The organism is Rhodoglobus sp. (assembly GCF_053580035.1).
Genome location: NZ_JBMDVL010000004.1, coordinates 1 through 17,536, shown reverse-complemented (window position 1 = coordinate 17,536; position 17,536 = coordinate 1). Strand labels below are relative to the sequence as shown.

The 17,536-nt window shown below is 58.8% G+C and carries 15 protein-coding genes and 1 riboswitch; of the genes, 9 read left to right on the top strand and 6 right to left on the bottom strand.

Annotation, left to right across the window (positions count from 1 at the left end):
* Window positions 1-64: 64 nt before the first annotated feature.
* A complete protein-coding gene (gene guaB1 / locus ACOH1Z_RS12370) occupies window positions 65-1,501 on the bottom strand; it encodes a GMP reductase (protein WP_449648802.1) in 1,437 nt (478 codons plus the stop codon).
* Window positions 1,502-1,681: 180 nt separating this feature from the next.
* Here guaB1 and ACOH1Z_RS12365 point away from each other — a divergent pair, with 180 nt between their 5' ends.
* Complete coding sequence (locus ACOH1Z_RS12365) at window positions 1,682-5,533, top strand: multifunctional oxoglutarate decarboxylase/oxoglutarate dehydrogenase thiamine pyrophosphate-binding subunit/dihydrolipoyllysine-residue succinyltransferase subunit (protein WP_449648801.1); 3,852 nt, start codon at window positions 1,682-1,684, stop codon at window positions 5,531-5,533.
* Window positions 5,534-5,661: 128 nt separating this feature from the next.
* Here ACOH1Z_RS12365 and ACOH1Z_RS12360 read toward each other — a convergent pair whose 3' ends face one another.
* Both ACOH1Z_RS12360 and ACOH1Z_RS12355 read right to left on the bottom strand, forming a co-directional pair.
* Window positions 5,662-5,892, bottom strand: coding sequence for a zf-HC2 domain-containing protein (locus ACOH1Z_RS12360; protein WP_339621957.1), 231 nt, complete (start codon window positions 5,890-5,892; stop codon window positions 5,662-5,664).
* Window positions 5,889-6,515, bottom strand: coding sequence for a sigma-70 family RNA polymerase sigma factor (locus tag ACOH1Z_RS12355; RefSeq protein ID WP_449649005.1), 627 nt, complete (start codon window positions 6,513-6,515; stop codon window positions 5,889-5,891). Before ACOH1Z_RS12355 ends, ACOH1Z_RS12360 begins: the two co-directional genes overlap by 4 nt.
* Before the next feature lie 109 nt (window positions 6,516-6,624).
* On the opposite strand from ACOH1Z_RS12355, the gene aroA reads away from it, so the two are divergent.
* From aroA to ACOH1Z_RS12320, 7 genes are all read left to right on the top strand, one after another.
* The gene (gene aroA / locus ACOH1Z_RS12350) at window positions 6,625-8,031 is read left to right on the top strand and encodes a 3-phosphoshikimate 1-carboxyvinyltransferase (protein WP_449648800.1); all 1,407 of its coding nucleotides are present in this window, start codon (window positions 6,625-6,627) and stop codon (window positions 8,029-8,031) included.
* A gap of 2 nt (window positions 8,032-8,033) precedes the next feature.
* Window positions 8,034-9,095 (top strand): ribosome small subunit-dependent GTPase A, encoded by a 1,062-nt coding sequence (rsgA, locus tag ACOH1Z_RS12345; RefSeq protein ID WP_449648799.1) that lies wholly within the window; start codon window positions 8,034-8,036, stop codon window positions 9,093-9,095.
* A gap of 2 nt (window positions 9,096-9,097) precedes the next feature.
* On the top strand, window positions 9,098-9,892 hold the full coding sequence (locus tag ACOH1Z_RS12340) for an inositol monophosphatase family protein (protein ID WP_449648798.1): 795 nt from the start codon (window positions 9,098-9,100) through the stop codon (window positions 9,890-9,892).
* Between the two features lie 93 nt (window positions 9,893-9,985).
* Window positions 9,986-10,486: a septum formation family protein gene (locus ACOH1Z_RS12335; protein WP_449648797.1), complete on the top strand. Its 501-nt coding sequence runs from the start codon at window positions 9,986-9,988 to the stop codon at window positions 10,484-10,486.
* Window positions 10,487-10,631: 145 nt separating this feature from the next.
* Window positions 10,632-11,888, top strand: a complete 1,257-nt coding sequence (locus ACOH1Z_RS12330; RefSeq protein ID WP_449648796.1) for a bifunctional alpha/beta hydrolase/OsmC family protein — start codon at window positions 10,632-10,634, stop codon at window positions 11,886-11,888.
* 105 nt (window positions 11,889-11,993) lie between these two features.
* Complete coding sequence (locus ACOH1Z_RS12325; RefSeq protein ID WP_449648795.1) at window positions 11,994-12,821, top strand: siderophore-interacting protein; 828 nt, start codon at window positions 11,994-11,996, stop codon at window positions 12,819-12,821.
* A gap of 121 nt (window positions 12,822-12,942) precedes the next feature.
* Window positions 12,943-13,038, top strand: a riboswitch (glycine riboswitch).
* Between the two features lie 147 nt (window positions 13,039-13,185).
* Window positions 13,186-14,640 carry an L-serine ammonia-lyase gene (locus ACOH1Z_RS12320; protein WP_449648794.1) on the top strand — a complete coding sequence of 485 codons (1,455 nt, stop codon included), beginning with the start codon at window positions 13,186-13,188 and terminating at the stop codon, window positions 14,638-14,640.
* Here the strand turns inward: ACOH1Z_RS12320 and ACOH1Z_RS12315 are convergent.
* The 3 genes from ACOH1Z_RS12315 to ACOH1Z_RS12305 all read right to left on the bottom strand — a co-directional run bounded on the left by ACOH1Z_RS12315 (window position 14,637) and on the right by ACOH1Z_RS12305 (window position 16,648).
* On the bottom strand, window positions 14,637-15,386 hold the full coding sequence (locus tag ACOH1Z_RS12315) for a pyrimidine reductase family protein (RefSeq protein ID WP_449648793.1): 750 nt from the start codon (window positions 15,384-15,386) through the stop codon (window positions 14,637-14,639). The two genes, ACOH1Z_RS12320 and ACOH1Z_RS12315, sit on opposite strands and share 4 nt — an antisense overlap.
* Window positions 15,387-15,392: 6 nt before the next feature.
* A complete protein-coding gene (gene folP / locus ACOH1Z_RS12310; RefSeq protein WP_449648792.1) occupies window positions 15,393-16,298 on the bottom strand; it encodes a dihydropteroate synthase in 906 nt (301 codons plus the stop codon).
* A 134-nt stretch (window positions 16,299-16,432) separates the two neighbouring features.
* Window positions 16,433-16,648 (bottom strand): SCO4848 family membrane protein, encoded by a 216-nt coding sequence (locus ACOH1Z_RS12305; protein WP_449648791.1) that lies wholly within the window; start codon window positions 16,646-16,648, stop codon window positions 16,433-16,435.
* Between the two features lie 74 nt (window positions 16,649-16,722).
* Between ACOH1Z_RS12305 and ACOH1Z_RS12300 the strand changes: the two genes are divergently transcribed.
* Window positions 16,723-17,388 (top strand): IMPACT family protein, encoded by a 666-nt coding sequence (locus tag ACOH1Z_RS12300; protein ID WP_449648790.1) that lies wholly within the window; start codon window positions 16,723-16,725, stop codon window positions 17,386-17,388.
* Window positions 17,389-17,536 lie beyond the last annotated feature (148 nt).

Below are 17,536 nucleotides of genomic sequence, written 5' to 3'. Positions count from 1 at the left end.
TAGAGGGAGGGTCGTCCATTATGGCCTTGAGTATAGGCCAAATTCCTGCGCAACCGCTGCTGAGTTACCAACTCACGGGCAACGCTTTGCCTTCTTCATAGCCTGCTGCCGACTGGATTCCCACCAGAGCCCGATCGCGGAACTCACTGAGTTGTGATGCTCCCGCATAGGTGAACGAGCTGCGAACGCCCGAGGTAATCATGTCGACCAGATCATCAAGAGATGGCCGCGACGGATCGAGGTAAATTTTTGACCCCGAAATTCCTTCAGCGAACAGTTCCTTGCGTGCTAGCTCATAGGGATCGAGACCACCGAAACGAGCACGGACAGCCTTCGTCGATGCCATTCCCCAACTGGTCTTATAGAGCGCACCAGCATCATCGTGGCGCAACTCCCCCGGGGCTTCGATCGTGCCAGCAAACCACGAACCGACCATGACGGATGCCGCACCAGCAGCGAGCGCCAAAGCGACGTCTCGCGGGTAGCGAACTCCCCCATCGGCCCACACGTGGGCTCCGAGTTCACGCGCGGCTGCCGCTGTCTCCAGTACTGCTGAGAACTGTGGACGGCCAACCGCGGTCATCATGCGAGTCGTGCACATCGCGCCGGGGCCAACACCGACCTTAATAATCGTTGCACCAGCGTGTACAAGGTCGCGAACCGCGGCAGCAGTCACGACGTTTCCGGCCGCAATGGCGACCCCAAGATTGAGGGCGGCGACTTTCTCTACTGCTCGGACCATGCCATCTTGGTGGCCGTGGGCCGTATCGAGCACGAGGGTGCTCACTCCGGCGTCGACGAGGGCGCGAGCACGAGTCGCAACATCACCATTGATTCCGAGCGCAGCAGCAACCGCGAGTTTTCCCTCGCTGTCCAGTGCCGGTGTGTACAGCGTCGAACGGAGAGCACTCTTGACGCTAGTAGCGCCAACTACCGTGTCGCCGTCGGTGACAGGAACGAAGTCAAGATCCCGCTCGATGAGCAAGTCGAAGAGCTCACGCGCACTCGAAAATTCTGAGCGGTCGATGGCATTGGTGTCGTGCCGCGCCAGATCGCCAAGGGCTGCCGCAGGCATGGCCTCGCCGAGGCGTTCAGCATCGATGACGCCTGCGAGCGCACCATTCTCGATCAGCACCACTCCGTGCCCGGCGAGCGGGGGAACCTGTAGCAATGCCTGCTCTACCGAATCACTCGGGCTGAAATAGACAGCCGAATCAAGGTCGATCGGTTGCGAACGCACCCAAGCGATTGCGGCATCCATATCTTCGCTACTGAGATCTTGGGGCAAAACGCCAAGGCCACCGCGCCGCGCAATGCTAGCCGCAAGGCGTGGGCCCGTGACAGAGTTCATGTTGGAGGCAACGAGCGGAATAGTCGCCGAGGTTCCATCTCCCGGGGCAAGGGAAACAGCCATTCGGCTACCAACCGAAGAGTGGCTGGGAACCAGAAACACGTCTGAATAAGTCAGGTCGTGCCGTGGGGTTGTTTCATAGAAGTCCATAGTTACTAGCGTAATCGCCGCGGAATGGGAACATTCGTGAAAATTGCGTCAAAAAAGCACGATCTGTGCGTCTCGCGGCCAGCGGACACACAACAAAGCGATTAAGATTGATCGGGATGTCCGGCGTACGGAATGTGCGCCACTTTTTCACACACCAGAACTGAAAGTAGGCGGTTTGACGTGTCAGGCCAAGTAACCGGAATCGCACCAGAAGGTGACTCCTCGGGCGAGTTCGGGGCCAACGAATGGTTGGTCGACGAGATGTACGAAAAGTACCTCGAAGACAAGAATCTTGTGGATGAAGCGTGGTGGCCGTTCCTCGCGAACTATCAACCAGCGGTAGACCCCACGCCGACAGAGGACTCTTCCACCGCGACCGTAGACACTCCAGCCGCTGCACAGGCAGAGTCGCCTCAGGCAGCGAAGGCAGCAGAGCCCTTAACAACCGAGGAGCCAGAGGCCCCCGAGCCGAAGGCTGCTGCGCAAGCTCCTGCCGACGAGAAGCCGTTCGTCGACGAAGCCAATCCGAGCACCGGCAGCCAGCCCGTCGCACGCACGACGTCTGTAGAACCGAAGCCTCAGCCGATTCCGGCCGAAGCGCCGACCACAACGCCGGTCGATACGACCCAGACACCTGCTGCCCCGAAGCCACAAGCCGAGAATGTTGTTGCGCCTCTGCGCGGTGCCGCAAAGGCACTCGCGTCGAACATGGACTCAAGCCTCACTGTCCCGACCGCAACAAGCGTTCGTACGATCCCGGCCAAGCTCATGATCGACAATCGCATTGTCATCAACAACCACCTCAAGCGTGCTCGCGGTGGAAAGGTGTCGTTTACGCACCTCATTGCGTGGGCGATCATCCAGACCCTCAAAGAGTTCCCCAGCCAGAACGTCTACTACGACGAGCCAGAGGGCAAGCCTTCGGTCGTGACCCCGGCTCACATTAACTTGGGTATCGCTATCGATATGCCGAAGCCTGATGGCACGCGTGCTCTCGTAGTTCCCGGCATCAAACAGGCCGAGACAATGGGCTTCGGCGAATTCCTTGTTGCATATGAAGATGTCGTTTCGCGTGCCAGAGCCAACAAGCTCACCGGTGCCGACTACATGGGCAACACGATTTCGTTGACGAACCCCGGAGGCATCGGTACTGAACATTCTGTTCCTCGCCTCATGCGCGGTTCGGGAACAATCGTCGGCGCTGGCGCGCTGGAATACCCGGCGGAGTTCCAAGGCGCAAGCCTTCGTACGCTCACCGAGTTGGGTATCGGCAAGACCGTAACGCTGACGAGCACGTATGACCACCGCGTCATCCAGGGCGCCGGTTCTGGTGAGTTCCTTAAGAAGATTCACGAGCGCCTCATTGGCGAAAATCACTTCTATGAAGACATTTTTGCCGCGCTACGCATCCCCTACGACCCCATTCACTGGGCAAATGACATCAGTGTCGACCTCGCGGACAACGTCAATAAGACGTCGCGCGTTCAAGAACTCATCAACTCGTTCCGGGTTCGTGGCCACCTCATGGCAGATACCGATCCGCTCGAGTACCGCCAGCGTTCCCACCCCGACCTCGATATTTCGAGTCACGGCCTGACGTTCTGGGATCTTGATCGTGAATTCGTCACGGGTGGATTCGGCGGCAAGCGTCAGGCTCTGCTGCGCGAGATTCTCGGAATGCTGCGCGACGCATACTGTCGCACTGTCGGTATCGAGTACATGCACATTCAAGACCCTGAGCAGCGTCGCTGGATTCAGGATCACGTCGAGAAGCCGTACACCAAGCCTGGCCACGACGAGCAGATGCGCATCCTCGGCAAGCTCAATGAAGCCGAAGCATTCGAGACGTTCCTTCAGACCAAGTATGTCGGCCAGAAGCGCTTCAGCCTTGAGGGTGGAGAGTCAACAATCGCCCTGCTGGATGCCGTCATTCAGAAGGCAGCAGAAGCAAACCTTGAAGAGGTCGCCATCGGCATGGCGCACCGTGGTCGCCTCAGCGTTCTCACGAACATCGCTGGCAAGACTTACGGTCAGATCTTCCGCGAATTCGAGGGCACTCAAGACCCGCGCACCGTTCAGGGTTCTGGCGATGTGAAGTATCACCTCGGCACCGAGGGAACTTTCACTGCTGCCGATGGCCGACAGATCCCTGTCTACCTTGCGGCTAACCCTTCACACCTTGAGGCCGTCGATGGCGTTCTTGAGGGCATCGTTCGGGCAAAGCAGGATCGCCGCCCGATTGGGTCCTACGCTGTTCTTCCTGTGATGGTTCACGGTGATGCTGCTATGGCTGGTCAGGGCATTGTCGTTGAGATTCTGCAGATGTCTCAATTGCGTGCGTACCGCACCGGCGGAACCATCCACGTGAACATCAACAATCAGGTTGGCTTCACTACCCCTCCCGGCGAGGCACGCACTTCGCAGTATTCCAGCGATGTCGCTAAGACGGTTCAGGCACCGATCTTCCACGTGAACGGCGACGACCCCGAAGCTGTGGTTCGCGTTTCTGAGCTGGCTTTTGCGTACCGTCAGAAGTTCCACCGCGACGTTGTCATTGACCTGATTTGCTACCGCCGCCGTGGCCACAACGAGGGCGATGACCCCTCGATGACGCAGCCGCTGATGTACAACCTGATCGAGGCCAAGCGTTCCGTTCGTACTCTCTATACTGAGGGTCTCGTCGGCCGAGGCGATATCACGCAAGAAGAATACGAAGCGAGCCACCAGGACTTCCAAGATCGTCTTGAGCGCGCATTTGCGGAGACTCACGCGGCACAGACCGGTTCCATGCCGATCCTTACTCAGGATGGCAATGCAACGTCTGATCTAGAGCGTCCAGGCTCGCAGCGCGATGATGCTGTTGGTGAACCCATCACCACCGGTATCGACGAAAGCATCGTTCAGCTCATCGGTGACGCGCACGGCAACCCACCGGCGAACTTCACGGTTCACACCAAGTTGCAGGCTTTGCTGCGCAAGCGCGTCGATATGAGCCGCAAGGGCGCTATCGACTGGGCATTCGCCGAGTTGTTGGCAATTGGTTCAGTGCTGCTGGAAGGCACTCCGGTCCGCATGGCCGGTCAGGATGCTCGCCGCGGCACATTTGTGCAGCGTCACGCCGTTCTCCATGACCGCCAGAATGGTCAAGAGTGGCTTCCTCTGCAGAACCTCTCCGAAAACCAGTCGCGTTTCTGGATCTACGACTCCCTGCTCAGCGAATACGCCGCTTTGGGCTTCGAATATGGCTACTCAGTGGAGCGTGCAGATGCTCTCGTCATGTGGGAAGCGCAGTTCGGTGACTTCGCTAACGGCGCCCAGATCGTGATTGACGAGTTCATCTCCAGCGCCGAACAGAAGTGGGCGCAGCGCTCGAGCGTTGTCATGCTGCTTCCGCACGGTTATGAAGGCCAGGGGCCAGATCATTCGTCTGCCCGCATCGAACGCTACTTGCAGATGTGTGCCGAGAACAACATGATCGTGGCTCGCCCGTCAACGCCTGCGTCGTACTTCCACTTGCTGCGTCGTCAGGCCTATTCGCGTCCACGCCGCCCGCTAATCGTGTTCACCCCTAAGGCGATGCTTCGTCTGCGCGGTGCAACGAGCGATGTTGCTGACTTCACGAGTGGTCGCTTCGAACCCGTTATCGATGACGTCCGTCTCGAAGACAAGTCGGGCGTCACACGCGTCATCGTGACTTCGGGAAAGACGTACTACGACATCGTTGCCGAGCTCGATAAGCGCGAGATCAAGCACATCGCGGTTGTGCGCATGGAGCAGTTCTACCCGCTGCCCGTTACTGACATGACAGAGGTACTCGCGAAGTACCCGAACGCTGACATCGTGTGGACTCAAGATGAGCCCGAAAACCAGGGTGCGTGGCCGTTCATTAGTTTGGAACTGGCTCGTCACCTCAAATCAGGCGAAATCAAGCTTGCGTCACGTCCAGCTGCCGCCTCGCCGGCAACCGGATCGTCGAAGCGCAGCGCGCTTGAGCAAGCAGAACTGATCGATCACGCGATTACGCAGCCTTAGGGTCGCGGTTACGCCTTAACAGCGAAAGCGGGCATCCTCTTCGGAGGATGCCCGCTTTCGCTTTTAGGGCGTTAATTCACGAGTACTCACTTATAGATCGCTACAAGTGACGTAAACGATAGAGCGATTTAGGCGTCTGCCAGCTTCGACAGGATCGCGTTACGCAGATCTTCTGGAGCCTTCTCGCGGCATGCCTGCTTGACTTTCAACTTCAGTGCGAGAGCAACGAGATGTTCACTCGAGCACGATTCGCAGTTATCCAGATGATCAGAAACATCTTGGAAATCGGCTTCGTTCAATTCGCGGTCGAGGTATTCCTCGAGCTCCGCTTTTGCTTTCTCGCAACCACAGTCGGTCATTTCGTGCTCCTAGATGATGCGGGCGTGCCGGGGGTGCGGTCACGCGCATAGTCGGCCAGTAGTTCACGCAGCATGCGACGGCCACGGTGCAGTCGGCTCATTACGGTCCCTACGGGGGTTTTCATGATGTCGGCGATCTCTTGATAAGAGAAGCCTTCAACGTCGGCAAAGTAGACAGCGAGTCGGAAATCTTCGGGGATCGACTGAAGAGCATCCTTCACGGCGCTATCGGGCAAGTGATCAATAGCTTCCGCCTCAGCAGAACGCGTGGAGACTGACTGGGTTATCGACTCTGCGCCACCCAGTTGCCAATCTTCCAGCTCATCAATGGTGCCTTGGTAAGGGCTGCGTTGGTTCTTGCGGTAAATATTGATGAACGTGTTGGTTTGGATGCGGTACAGCCAAGCCTTCAGGTTCGTGCCCTGCTGAAACTGCCCGAATGCCTGAAACGCTTTAACAAACGTCTCTTGCACAAGGTCGGCAGCGTCGCTGGGGTTACGGGTCATGCGCATCGCGGCGCCAAAGAGCTGGTCCATATACGGCAGCGCTTGTTCCTCGAATTGCCGTCGTTTGTCCGCCGCTGCGGTGTCGGTATCGCTCTGCTCAACTTCGTCGGTAGTCATCAGCGACAATTCTAGTTCGCAGATCACGGCATCCTGCTGAGTGCTCAGTAATGCAGTCATGCTGGTGCCTCCTCCGTGGTGGGTAAAACGTCGATACTCTTAGTAACTAATGTTCGTATCCAAGTATTCCAACCCAGAGTTCAGCCCCTACGACGACGACTCGGTTCCTGAGACGACGGTGCCCGGCAATTGGCCAGCACCGACGGTTACTCACGCCTTGGCAGAATCGTTGAGCCTCCCCGGCAGCAAGAGCCTGACGAACCGTGAGCTTGTTCTGGCAGCTTTGGCAGATGGCCCGTCCGTGCTGCATTCACCGCTTCACTCTCGTGACAGCGCGCTCATGATTGAGGCGTTGCGCGCTCTCGGCGTCGGAATCACCGAAATCCCCACGGGCAACGTGTTTGGTCCGGATCTTGCCATTACCCCAGGCGAGCTCCAAGGTGGAAGCTCGATCGATTGTGGCCTCGCTGGTACCGTTATGCGTTTCTTGCCTCCAGTAGCAGCACTTGCTCTCGGGCCCATCGCCTTTGACGGGGATGAGGCGGCGCGCCGGCGACCCATGCGCACCACCATCGACTCGCTGCGTGCGCTTGGCGTTGATGTGTCCTCCGATGGCCGAGGAACTCTTCCCTTCAGCCTCTACGGCATGGGGTCGGTCGCTGGCGGCGAAATTAGCATCGATGCGTCAGCATCTAGCCAGTTCGTTTCCGGTCTGCTCCTCGCGGCTGCGCGTTTCGATAATGGCCTCACGCTGCGGCACACGGGTGAAAAACTACCAAGCATGCCCCACGTCGAGATGACTATCGCCTGCCTAGCGGCGCGCGGTGTGATCGTTGACAGTCCAGAACCCGGGGTGTGGATTGTCCCGGCCGCTCCGATTCGGGCAATCGATGTCGCGCTCGAACCCGATCTTTCAAATGCTGCTCCTTTCTTAGCTGCTGCCGTAGTCGCGGGCGGAACAGTCACGATAGAGGGCTGGCCAGCATCCACGACACAGGTCGGTGCAGACCTCGAGCACCTACTAACGCTCTTCGGCGCTACGGCAACGCGCTCCGATGGTGCACTCACGATCGACGGCGGCGCTGGCATCATCGGCGGCGTCAGCTATCCAGGAATCGACCTCGATTTGAGCACCGGTGGTGAGCTCGCACCCGCAATCGTTGCGTTGGCTGCGCTCGCGTCATCGCCGAGCACGATCACGGGCATCGGTCATCTGCGAGGTCACGAAACAGATCGCCTCGCAGCGCTCAGCGCTGAAATCAACGCCCTCGGCGGAGCCGTAACAGAACTCGACGATGGCCTGCACATTGAGCCGCGCACACTCCATGGCGGAGTGTGGCACAGCTACGAAGACCACCGTATGTCGACCGCCGGCGCAATCATCGGCCTTGCAGTCGAGGGTGTCGAGGTCGAAGGTATCGACGCAACCGCAAAAACTCTGCCACAATTCCCCGCACTTTGGGCAACGCTCGTTGGCGATGCCCCGCTCACGACCACCAGTCTTGGGTTGCTGTAACGATGAGTTGGCTCAGCGGAGATGACGAAGACGACGACCGCAAATACAGCGAATACGACGAGAGTTCGATTCGCATGCGTCCGAATCCCAAAGCGAACAAGCCGCGAAGTAAAATTCGCCCCGAGCACGCCGACGCCATCGAGGGTCGCGTGTTCAGCGTCGACCGCGGACGCTACGGAATCTGGGTTGCTGAAGGCACCGACGACGAACGCCAAATCATTGCCGCACGTGCCCGCGAACTGGGGCGAAATCAGCAAGGCAAAGTCTCGGTGGTCACCGGCGACTGGGTCGACCTCGTCGGAGACACGAGCGGAACAGAGGGAACGCTGGCCCGTATCGTTCGCATCCGCGAGCGCAAGACCCTACTTCGCCGCAGTGCAGATGACACGGATGCCGTAGAACGCATCATTGTGGCCAACGCCGACCAGATGCTCATTGTCGTTGCCGCCGCCGACCCTGAGCCGCGACCGCGTCTGGTCGACCGCTATCTGGTGGCGGCTTACGACGCCGGAATTACTCCCATCCTGTGCATCACTAAGACTGACCTGCAAGATCCGGCTGAGTTCTTGGAGAACTTTGCGGGGCTCGAGTTTCGGGTAATCGCGAGCCGGTCAGATGAGGTTCCGCTTGAGGAGCTTCGGCAAATCTTGGATGGCCACACCACGGTGGCTGTCGGTCACTCGGGTGTCGGAAAGTCCACGCTGGTAAATGCGTTGGTTCCTGATGCGAATCGTGCTGTCGGCCACGTGAATGCGGTTACCGGCCGGGGGCGCCACACGTCATCTTCAACGATCTCTTACCGTGTTGGCTCTGGTTGGGTGGTCGATACTCCCGGAGTTCGTTCCTTCGGTTTAGGTCATATCGACCCTGGCAAGATTTTGTCGTCGTTCACCGATTTAGCGGTTCTTGCTGAGGAGTGCCCCCGCGGCTGCACCCATCTTCCGGATGCTCCAGACTGTGCAATCGCCGAAGCGGTGGCCGCTGGCGATCTTGGCGAGGTCGGAAAACTGCGATTGGATTCCTTCCAGCGACTCATCACGACGCTGGGTTCCACTAGCGTGTAGGGGTGACCGAATACACTCTCGCTGACGATCTTTCTCTTGCTCTCGCGCTGGCGGGAGATGCTGACCTCATCTCGCTCGATCGCTTCACGGCGCTCGATCTTGAGATCACCACCAAGCCTGACCGCACACCGGTAACGGATGCCGACAAGGCTGTCGAGCGAAGCATCCGTGCCGGTATTGCTGCTGCGCGCCCGGGAGATTCCATTCTCGGCGAAGAGTACGGTGAGGCAGGCAACTCGAGCCGTCAATGGATTATCGATCCCATCGACGGAACATCAAACTTTCTCCGCGGTGTTCCCATCTGGGGCACCCTGATCTCGCTCGTCATTGATGGCGTGCCTCAGGTCGGAGTCGTCAGCTCGCCCGCTCTCGGCAAACGCTGGTGGGCCGCAACCGGTCATGGTGCTTTTGCTCAGGCACACGATGGAGAGCCAGAACAGATCTTTGTGAGCAAAGTTGCGTCGCTTGAGGCCGCCTCCATTAGCTACAACAGCCTTTCCGGCTGGGATGGCGTTGGTCGACTCGATGCGGTCATCGCTCTAACTCGGGCTACCTGGCGTTCGCGGGCGATTGGCGACATGTGGGCGTATATGCTGCTGGCCGAGGGCGCGTTGGATGTCGTTGGCGAGTTCGATCTCCAGCCGTATGACATGGCTGCGCTGATTCCCATTGTGCTCGAAGCGGGTGGACAGTTCACCTCGATTGAGGGCGAGGCTGGGCCGTGGCATGGGAGCGCCTTGGCGACTAACACACTGCTGCACGATGAAACGCTAGAGCTGTTGCGTTCTTACCAATAGTTCACCCGTTTGGGGTACCTGTGAATACGCTGAGTTGACTAGGCTTAACTTATCCTCGGCATTTTTACATTCTCACGAAAGCGACTGACCCTAATGACGACAGAAAAAATCTGGCGCCGGGCGCTCGTAATCGCAACAGTGGCTACCGCAACGGTAGCTCTCAGCGGTTGCAGCATCCTCACTCTTGTAGCCAATGGATTTTCGGATGCCGTAGATCCCGGCCCCGGCACGACTCAAGATGTTTTCAGCCTCGTCGTTGGGGACTGCGAAGCCGGTGCTCCCGCTGAGGGCGAAGTCTCCCAGACGAAGACAATCGACTGCGCTGAACCTCACGAAGGCGAAATTTACGCGGCTTCGTATCTGGCAGAGGGCGATTTCCCCGGTGACGACGTCATCGCCGCTCAAGCGGAAACCGATTGCCTTGTCGAGTTCGAGTCGTTCATCGGTGTGAATTACGAGGATTCGATGTACGACTACTCCTGGTATTACCCCACTGAGAGAAGCTGGGCTGACGGAGATCGCGAGATTCTTTGCATCGCCTATGACTATGAGGGAAACCAGATCACAGGGTCTCTCGCTGGAGTCGCAAAATAAGACTGCGTGCGAGCGGCTGTCGAAGATCTGTATCTTCGATAGGCGCTCTATTCGTCAAGGGAACAATTGGTGACCGCGATGGTGTTGCAACCAGTAGCCGGATGAGAAACGCTGGTAGTTCCTCGAACACAGGGCGGTAGCAACAATGAAGATCGAATTTCCGGGATCCGACGACACTATGCTCGCTGCCCGACTGGAACTTCCTGAGGGCACACCAGCAGCATTCGCGCTGTTTGCCCACTGCTTCACGTGTTCAAAAGACTCGTTCGCCGCCTCCCGTATTTCGCGAGCGCTCGTTGACTACGGGGTCGCAGTTCTGCGCTTTGACTTCACAGGGCTTGGCGGATCTGACGGTGACTTTGCCAACACAAACTTCACGTCGAACATTGAAGATGTCGTTGCCGCGACTGAGTTTTTGCGAGACAACTACCGCGCGCCATCGTTGTTGATCGGGCACTCGCTCGGCGGCGCTGCCGTTCTCGCTGCCGCCCATCGCATTCCTTCAACTCGCGCGGTGGTGACGATCGGCGCCCCAAGCGACCCTTCGCACATCACAAACCTGTTCGGTGCTGCGAACGCTGAAATCGAGAGTCGCGGCGAAGCCCAGGTTCAGCTTGGCGGGCGTGAGTTTCGCATTCGCAAGCAATTGCTCGACGACATTGCCGCTCAGCCGCAGTCCGCGAGGTTGCGAGATTTGGATGCAGCACTCCTCGTCGTTCACTCCCCCATCGATCAGACGGTGGGCATCGACAACGCACGCGAGATTTTCGAAACTGCTCGGCACCCCAAATCCTTTGTTGCACTCGACGGAGCGGATCACCTGCTCAGCAACCGCGACGATGCGACCTTCGCTGCAAGCATCATCGCGGCCTGGGCTGCTCGCTATGCCTTCGACGGTGCTGAGACCCCGACTTCAGCCGAAGGCCCGATGACCGTCATCGAGCCGAGCGCCGCTGTCACTACCGACGGTCGTTCAGTTATTGTCCGCGAAAGCGGTCCAGCTCGATATGAACAGCGAGTACTCGCATCGGGGCATGAGTTCATCTCTGACGAGCCTGCACCGCTCAGCGAAAACCACGGACCGAGTCCCTACGATTTGATTCTTGCCGGTCTCGGAAGCTGCACGTCGATCACCATCCGCATGTACGCCGATCGCAAGAAGATGCCCTTGACGGGGGTGAGCGTGCGCTTGACTCGCGAGCGACTGGATGCCGCGACCTGCGAGCATTGCACGGCCACCGAGGGAACCGTCGAGCACATTACGCGCGAGCTCACTCTTGACGGCGATCTCAGCGACGAGCAACGTCAGGCGCTTCTCGTGATTGCCGATAAGTGTCCGGTGCATCGCACCTTGGAGGGCGAGATTTCAATCACAACCAGCGTTACCGCGGCGACAGGGTAGCGACCACCTATCGACATCGCCTAGAACTCTCAGCAGTCTCGCTATAGAGTTATTAGGCAACCCTTATTTTAAGATGAAATGAGCCGGCCCTCGCGCCAACCGCCTATGACCATTGAACGCGATTCCGCCAAGCACCCCCTAATCATCCGCCGGGTCACTGTTAGCGCGGTGAGCCACCCCACGCCGACCATCGCTCGCATCACCCTGAGCGGTGACGAACTCGACGGGTTCGTGGCCAGCGGACCTGCCGACCACGTCAAAATCTTCTTTCCTGACCCCTCGACTGGAGAGCTTTCCGCTCCCGTCATGACCGAGTCTGGCATCAGCAAGCCCCAGGGCGGTGTCGTGATTTCCCGCGATTACACGCCTCTCGGTTTCCGCAGCTCAGAGGGTCAGCACGAGCTTGATATTGATTTTGTTGTTCACGGCGATGAAGGTCCCGCTTCCGCTTGGGCCGGCCACGCCCGCATCGGGGATCCTCTCGTGATCGCTGGACCCCGTGGGTCAAAGTTGCTCCCCCGTGGCGCAACGCACGTAATCCTTATCGCTGACGAAACCGCTCTGCCAACCAGCTCGCGGTGGATCGATATGCTTCCCACTTCGGTGCACGTCACTGCGTTGTTTGATGTTGCCGATGAGACCGTCGAGAGCTATTTCAGCCCCGAACAGAAAGCACGCATGTCTGCTGAGTGGTTCTACCGCCGCGACGGGCTCGGCCAACTCGACGCTGCGCTCCGGGCACTCGGAGAGATTGGCGAATCGACCTACATTTTCCTCGCTGGCGAAGCCACAACGCTTGTCCCTTTGCGCCGCTACCTACGCCGAGAACTGGGTCTGCCCAAACAGCAGGTTTCAGCAGATGGCTACTGGCGTCGAGGAGTCACGAATGCTGACCACCATGAACCGCTCGATCCCACCGATCCGGAAGACTAAAAGAGGCACGCACTCGCGCTGCGCATCCTGACTGCTTGCTCAATTGCGCCTCAGCATCCGCCAGATAGCCGGTCGTCGTTCTCGACCGAAGTGTATGCTGATGGCACAAGTGAACAGCCGTCATACCGCTGCGGGAGAGCCCTTCCGATCGTTGGTTGGCGCCGTAGGAGCAAACCCTCTCCGGGAATCTCTCAGGCACCAGTACCGCAGTGGCTAGGCAACTCTGAAAAGTAGTCGGCCCTGTCCGACTCGCCGACGGGGCAACGTAACGCCACAAGCGTGCGGAAACTCTCAGGCCCGATACAGAGCGGAGAGGACTCAACGACGCCCGCACGAAGATGTGTGGTGAAGAAATGGAGTCACCGTGCCAATTCGCAATCTGACGCCCCGAACCGAAGTACCGACACCCTCGCTCGAAGAGGTGCCCCTCAGCAGCTTCGACCTGTTCACGGTCGGCATTGGCCCATCTAGCTCCCACACCGTCGGCCCCATGCGTGCTGCCGCATCATTCGCTGCCGACCTTGCCGAACACGGGATGCTCGACGCTGTCACGTCGCTCCAGGTCCGGCTCTATGGTTCTCTCGCCGCTACCGGTGCTGGTCACGGCACGATGAGCGCTGTGCTCATCGGGTTGGAGGGCAAACTACCCGACCAGGTTCTTCCAGCAGAGATGGAAAAGATTCTCGAACGAATTGAGAGTACGGGCGTCCTGCAGCTTGCGGAGACACACGAAGTTCCGTTCACGGAGGGCGCGATCGCACTCCACCCGCTCACAGTTCTCGACGGACATCCGAACGGTATGCGATTTGCCGCATACGACAAAGATGACATCGCAGTCCTTGAAGCGACCTACTTCTCCATTGGTGGCGGCTTCATCTACCGGGAGGGTGACAACCGCGACGGCAGCTCGTCCACCGGCCCCGCAGCGGTTGCTGATCCCCTACCCTTCCGTACTGCGGCCCAGCTCTTGGCTCACTGCCGGGCTGAGGGCCTGAGCTTCAGCGGCGTGATGCTTCGAAATGAACTCGCGCGCCGCAGTTACGACGAAGTCGCTGCAGGACTCCTTCACATTCGTGACGTCATGGATGAGTGTAAGAACAATAGCCTTGAGCGCACCGGCAACCTTCCCGGCACTCTGAATGTGCGTCGACGGGCACCCGACTGGCACGCTCGTCTCCGCCGCGAAGACCCCGACCGTGACCCCGTTTTCTGGCAAGAGTGGGTCAACTTGGTCGCTCTCGCCGTCAACGAAGAAAACGCTTCTGGTGGTCGCGTCGTCACGGCACCAACAAACGGCGCAGCAGGCATCATCCCCGCGGTGCTGTTTTATGCCACTCACTATGCTCCCGGCATGAGAGACGCTGACCAGGCAACAAAGGATGATGCGACAGTGCGCTTCCTGCTCGCCAGCGCCGCCGTTGGGGTGCTCTATAAGCGCATGGCATCGATCTCGGGTGCTGAAGTTGGATGTCAGGGTGAAGTTGGTTCCGCATCATCAATGGCCGCGGCGGGACTAGCCGAGATCTTGGGCGGAACACCAGAACAGGTAGAAAACGCCGCCGAAATCGCGATGGAACACAATCTTGGTCTGACCTGTGACCCGATCGGTGGTCTTGTACAGATCCCCTGCATCGAGCGAAATGCTATTGCGGCGGCCAAGGCAATCAACGCCGCAAAAATGGCACTGTGGGGCGACGGCACGCATCGGGTTTCACTCGATGAGGTCATTATTACGATGGCTGAAACGGGCAAGGACATGAGTTCTCGCTACAAAGAGACTTCCATGGGCGGTCTCGCTGTCAATGTTGTGGAGTGCTAACGCGCGGCACGCACATAGCGAAGTAGTAGTGCGCCGTCATCGCCACCGAGTGCTTGCGCCAGTGCCATCTCTTGCGGGGCTGCATCGGCAGCGTCCACAATGCGGCGGGCAGAACCGCCTTCGATGCGCGGGCTAATAGTCAGACAGAGTTCGTCGACCACGCCTTGAGCGATCATCGTCGCAAATAGTGTTGGCCCGCCCTCACTATGCAATTGGGGGTAGCCGCGATCGGCAAGGAGATGCTTCAACTCGACAGTATCGACCTCGGTGTCGCCGGCAACGACTACATCGGCGACTTCCTCCAGTGCGGCACGCGCCTGCGGTGACGCGCTCTCCGTTGTGATCACGAATGGACGCACAGCGTAGCCAGCAAGATCCTTGGGCTCAAGCCTCAAGGATGCACTAACGATGGCAAACCGCGGTTGGGCAGCGAGGCCGTTGGCCACTCTCCATTCCGCTGCATCATGGTCTAAGGCCAAATTTCGGTAGCCTTCCTGACGAACGGTTCCCGCACCAACGACAATGACATCGGCAAGCCGTCTCAAGAGTGCGAAGACTCGCGCGTCCGTCGCAGTCCCGAGTGGGCCTGATGTTCCCTCGTGGGTTGCTGCACCATCAATGCTTGAGACAAAGTTGGCCCGTAACCACGGCACCGAACGATCCGCGACCGCATAGCTTGCCAGTAGCTGTTGGTCGCTCAGTTCGCTGCCAGCAGTCAATGCACGAATTTCGGATGCGGCCTCCATCAGGTTCTACCTCTCATTTGCGTCGGACATGTTGTGTTTCAGCTGCGCAGGCTCGCGCAATCCTAAAATGGCTTCAGCGATGCGTATGGCTGCGACGCTCTCTGCCACTTCGTGCACCCGAACCACTCGCGCACCGTTCAATACGCAAGCCACGGCTGCGGCTAGTGAACCTTCGAGGCGCTGAGATTTCGGTTTGTCGAGCACTTCGCCGATGAAGTCTTTATTAGAAAGCGCCACGAGTGTTGGCAGGCCGAGTGCGGTGATGACATCGAGGTGTCGTGTGAGTTCAAGACTATGCAGGGTGTTCTTATTCAGGTCATGTCCTGGGTCGACAAATAGTCGTTCTTCGGAGATGCCCGCGGCAGTGGCGCGCTGCACCCGTTCGGCCAAGAAGTCACGGACTTCCTTGGCGACGTCCTCGTATTGAGGTCGCGCGAATTGGGTCCGCGGCCGCGCGCGCGAGTGCACAAGCACGAGGGATGCATCGCTCTCAGCCACTATGGCGGCGAGGTCGGGGTCGCTCAGGCCAGTGGTGTCATTGATCACGTTGGCACCGGCCGCAATGCTGCGACGCGCAACCTCTGCGTGAAAAGTATCGACGGAGATTACGACATCAGATTGCGCCCGCAGCTCTTCCACTACAGGAACAACACGCGCTGCTTCGTCCTCAACGCTCAGAGGGTCACCTGGCGCAAAGGGAACTCCCCCGATGTCGACCCAGTCAGCTCCCTGCTTCACTGCGAGAATGGCCGCAGCGACGGCATCCTCAAGGGCGAAGTTGGCCCCCGAATCGTAGAAGGAGTCAGGGGTTCGATTGACGATCGCCATCACCGCAACCTGCCGGGAAAAATCGAACGGGCGGTTACCAATGGTGCGACGGGGATGCCGGAGCGGCGGCAGCGCAAAACTCATACTCCCTATACTGGGCGATGATGCTGACAAGCGCATCGAGAGCACCCCCCTGAAGTAGGTTCTTGGTCGCATTTTTCTTTTTTGCGACGACCCGACTATCCGTCAACGACGCAGGAGTGCCGTTGAGAGGGGCCTTAGCCGATGAACAGCAGCGTTCCCGCCACAACGGATGCTGCGGCAATAAGCAACGCGATAGCGAGCAGCACCGCGTGCACCCGGTAGAACGCCGTCGGCTTGCCGGCCGCATCCCGTGCCCGAGAGTCAGCGCTTACGCGTCGGAAGAACTGGGGCCAGGCTACAACGTTGAAGGCAGCACTGACAAAGAGGATGATTGCGGCAAACAGCTCCATGATGATCCCAGCCTACGCGGCCCAGCGGCGATCTCACGTCACGCTGCTGCTCTGACGTGCGCGACAATGGGCTGATGGAGGAGCTCACTTTACGCGGCGGCATCGGCGCTCAAGTCCAGTCGGAGTTCGAGGTCAAACGCTCCCGATTTGTTGGCCGCATTGTGCGCGTTGCTACTGAGGCTGAGGCCCGCGAAGTCATTGAGACAGCCCGCAAGGAGCACTGGGATGCACGCCATCACTGCTCTGCCTTCATACTGGGATCGAGCGCAACTCCTCATCAGGTGCGGCGATCGAACGATGATGGCGAGCCGTCCGGAACGGCTGGCCGCCCAATTCTCGATGTGCTCTCCGGTCGCAATCTGATCGATTGCGTTGCCGTAGTCAGTCGCTATTTCGGCGGAACTCTGTTGGGCACTGGCGGCCTCATCCGGGCCTATTCGGATGCCATAGCACTTGCGGTCGACGACGCTAGGGCGAAGAAAATGCTCGTGCTTCGTGAGCGGCGCGAGCTTTTTCGTTTGACACTTCCCCATTCGGATGCGGGTCGCATTGAGGCGGAACTTCGGCAGAATGACGTTGCCGTTCTCGGCACTGACTATGGAGTCTCTGCTGTGATGACTGTCGCATCAACGATCGATGACGAAGGTGCGTTGGCTGCCATGGTTGCCGGCATCACCTCGGGTCATCACTCGCTCGAGCCTGCTGGAAGTGAATGGATTGACGCGGAACTGCAAGCCTAAGTAACCGAGCGTATGTCGGACCTGCGGTGTCTTCGACGGTCAATCGCTGGCGTGAGCGTCAAACTCGCGGTTTGTTCTGTGGCGGAGTTGCGCTGTTGTTGGGTGGTTAACGCAAAATAGCCACACCCCGAAGGGTGTGGCTATTTTA

Coding starts and splice junctions, on each gene's coding strand:
- ACOH1Z_RS12355 (WP_449649005.1), bottom strand. CDS start 6,515: ATGACTACCGACGAAGTTGAGCAGAGCGATACCGACACCGCAGCGGCG.
- ACOH1Z_RS12300 (WP_449648790.1), top strand. CDS start 16,723: ATGGAGGAGCTCACTTTACGCGGCGGCATCGGCGCTCAAGTCCAGTCG.
- rsgA (WP_449648799.1), top strand. CDS start 8,034: ATGAGTTGGCTCAGCGGAGATGACGAAGACGACGACCGCAAATACAGC.
- ACOH1Z_RS12305 (WP_449648791.1), bottom strand. CDS start 16,648: ATGGAGCTGTTTGCCGCAATCATCCTCTTTGTCAGTGCTGCCTTCAAC.
- folP (WP_449648792.1), bottom strand. CDS start 16,298: ATGAGTTTTGCGCTGCCGCCGCTCCGGCATCCCCGTCGCACCATTGGT.
- ACOH1Z_RS12330 (WP_449648796.1), top strand. CDS start 10,632: ATGAAGATCGAATTTCCGGGATCCGACGACACTATGCTCGCTGCCCGA.
- ACOH1Z_RS12360 (WP_339621957.1), bottom strand. CDS start 5,892: ATGACCGACTGTGGTTGCGAGAAAGCAAAAGCGGAGCTCGAGGAATAC.
- ACOH1Z_RS12315 (WP_449648793.1), bottom strand. CDS start 15,386: ATGGAGGCCGCATCCGAAATTCGTGCATTGACTGCTGGCAGCGAACTG.
- ACOH1Z_RS12335 (WP_449648797.1), top strand. CDS start 9,986: ATGACGACAGAAAAAATCTGGCGCCGGGCGCTCGTAATCGCAACAGTG.
- ACOH1Z_RS12325 (WP_449648795.1), top strand. CDS start 11,994: ATGACCATTGAACGCGATTCCGCCAAGCACCCCCTAATCATCCGCCGG.
- guaB1 (WP_449648802.1), bottom strand. CDS start 1,501: ATGGACTTCTATGAAACAACCCCACGGCACGACCTGACTTATTCAGAC.
- aroA (WP_449648800.1), top strand. CDS start 6,625: ATGTTCGTATCCAAGTATTCCAACCCAGAGTTCAGCCCCTACGACGAC.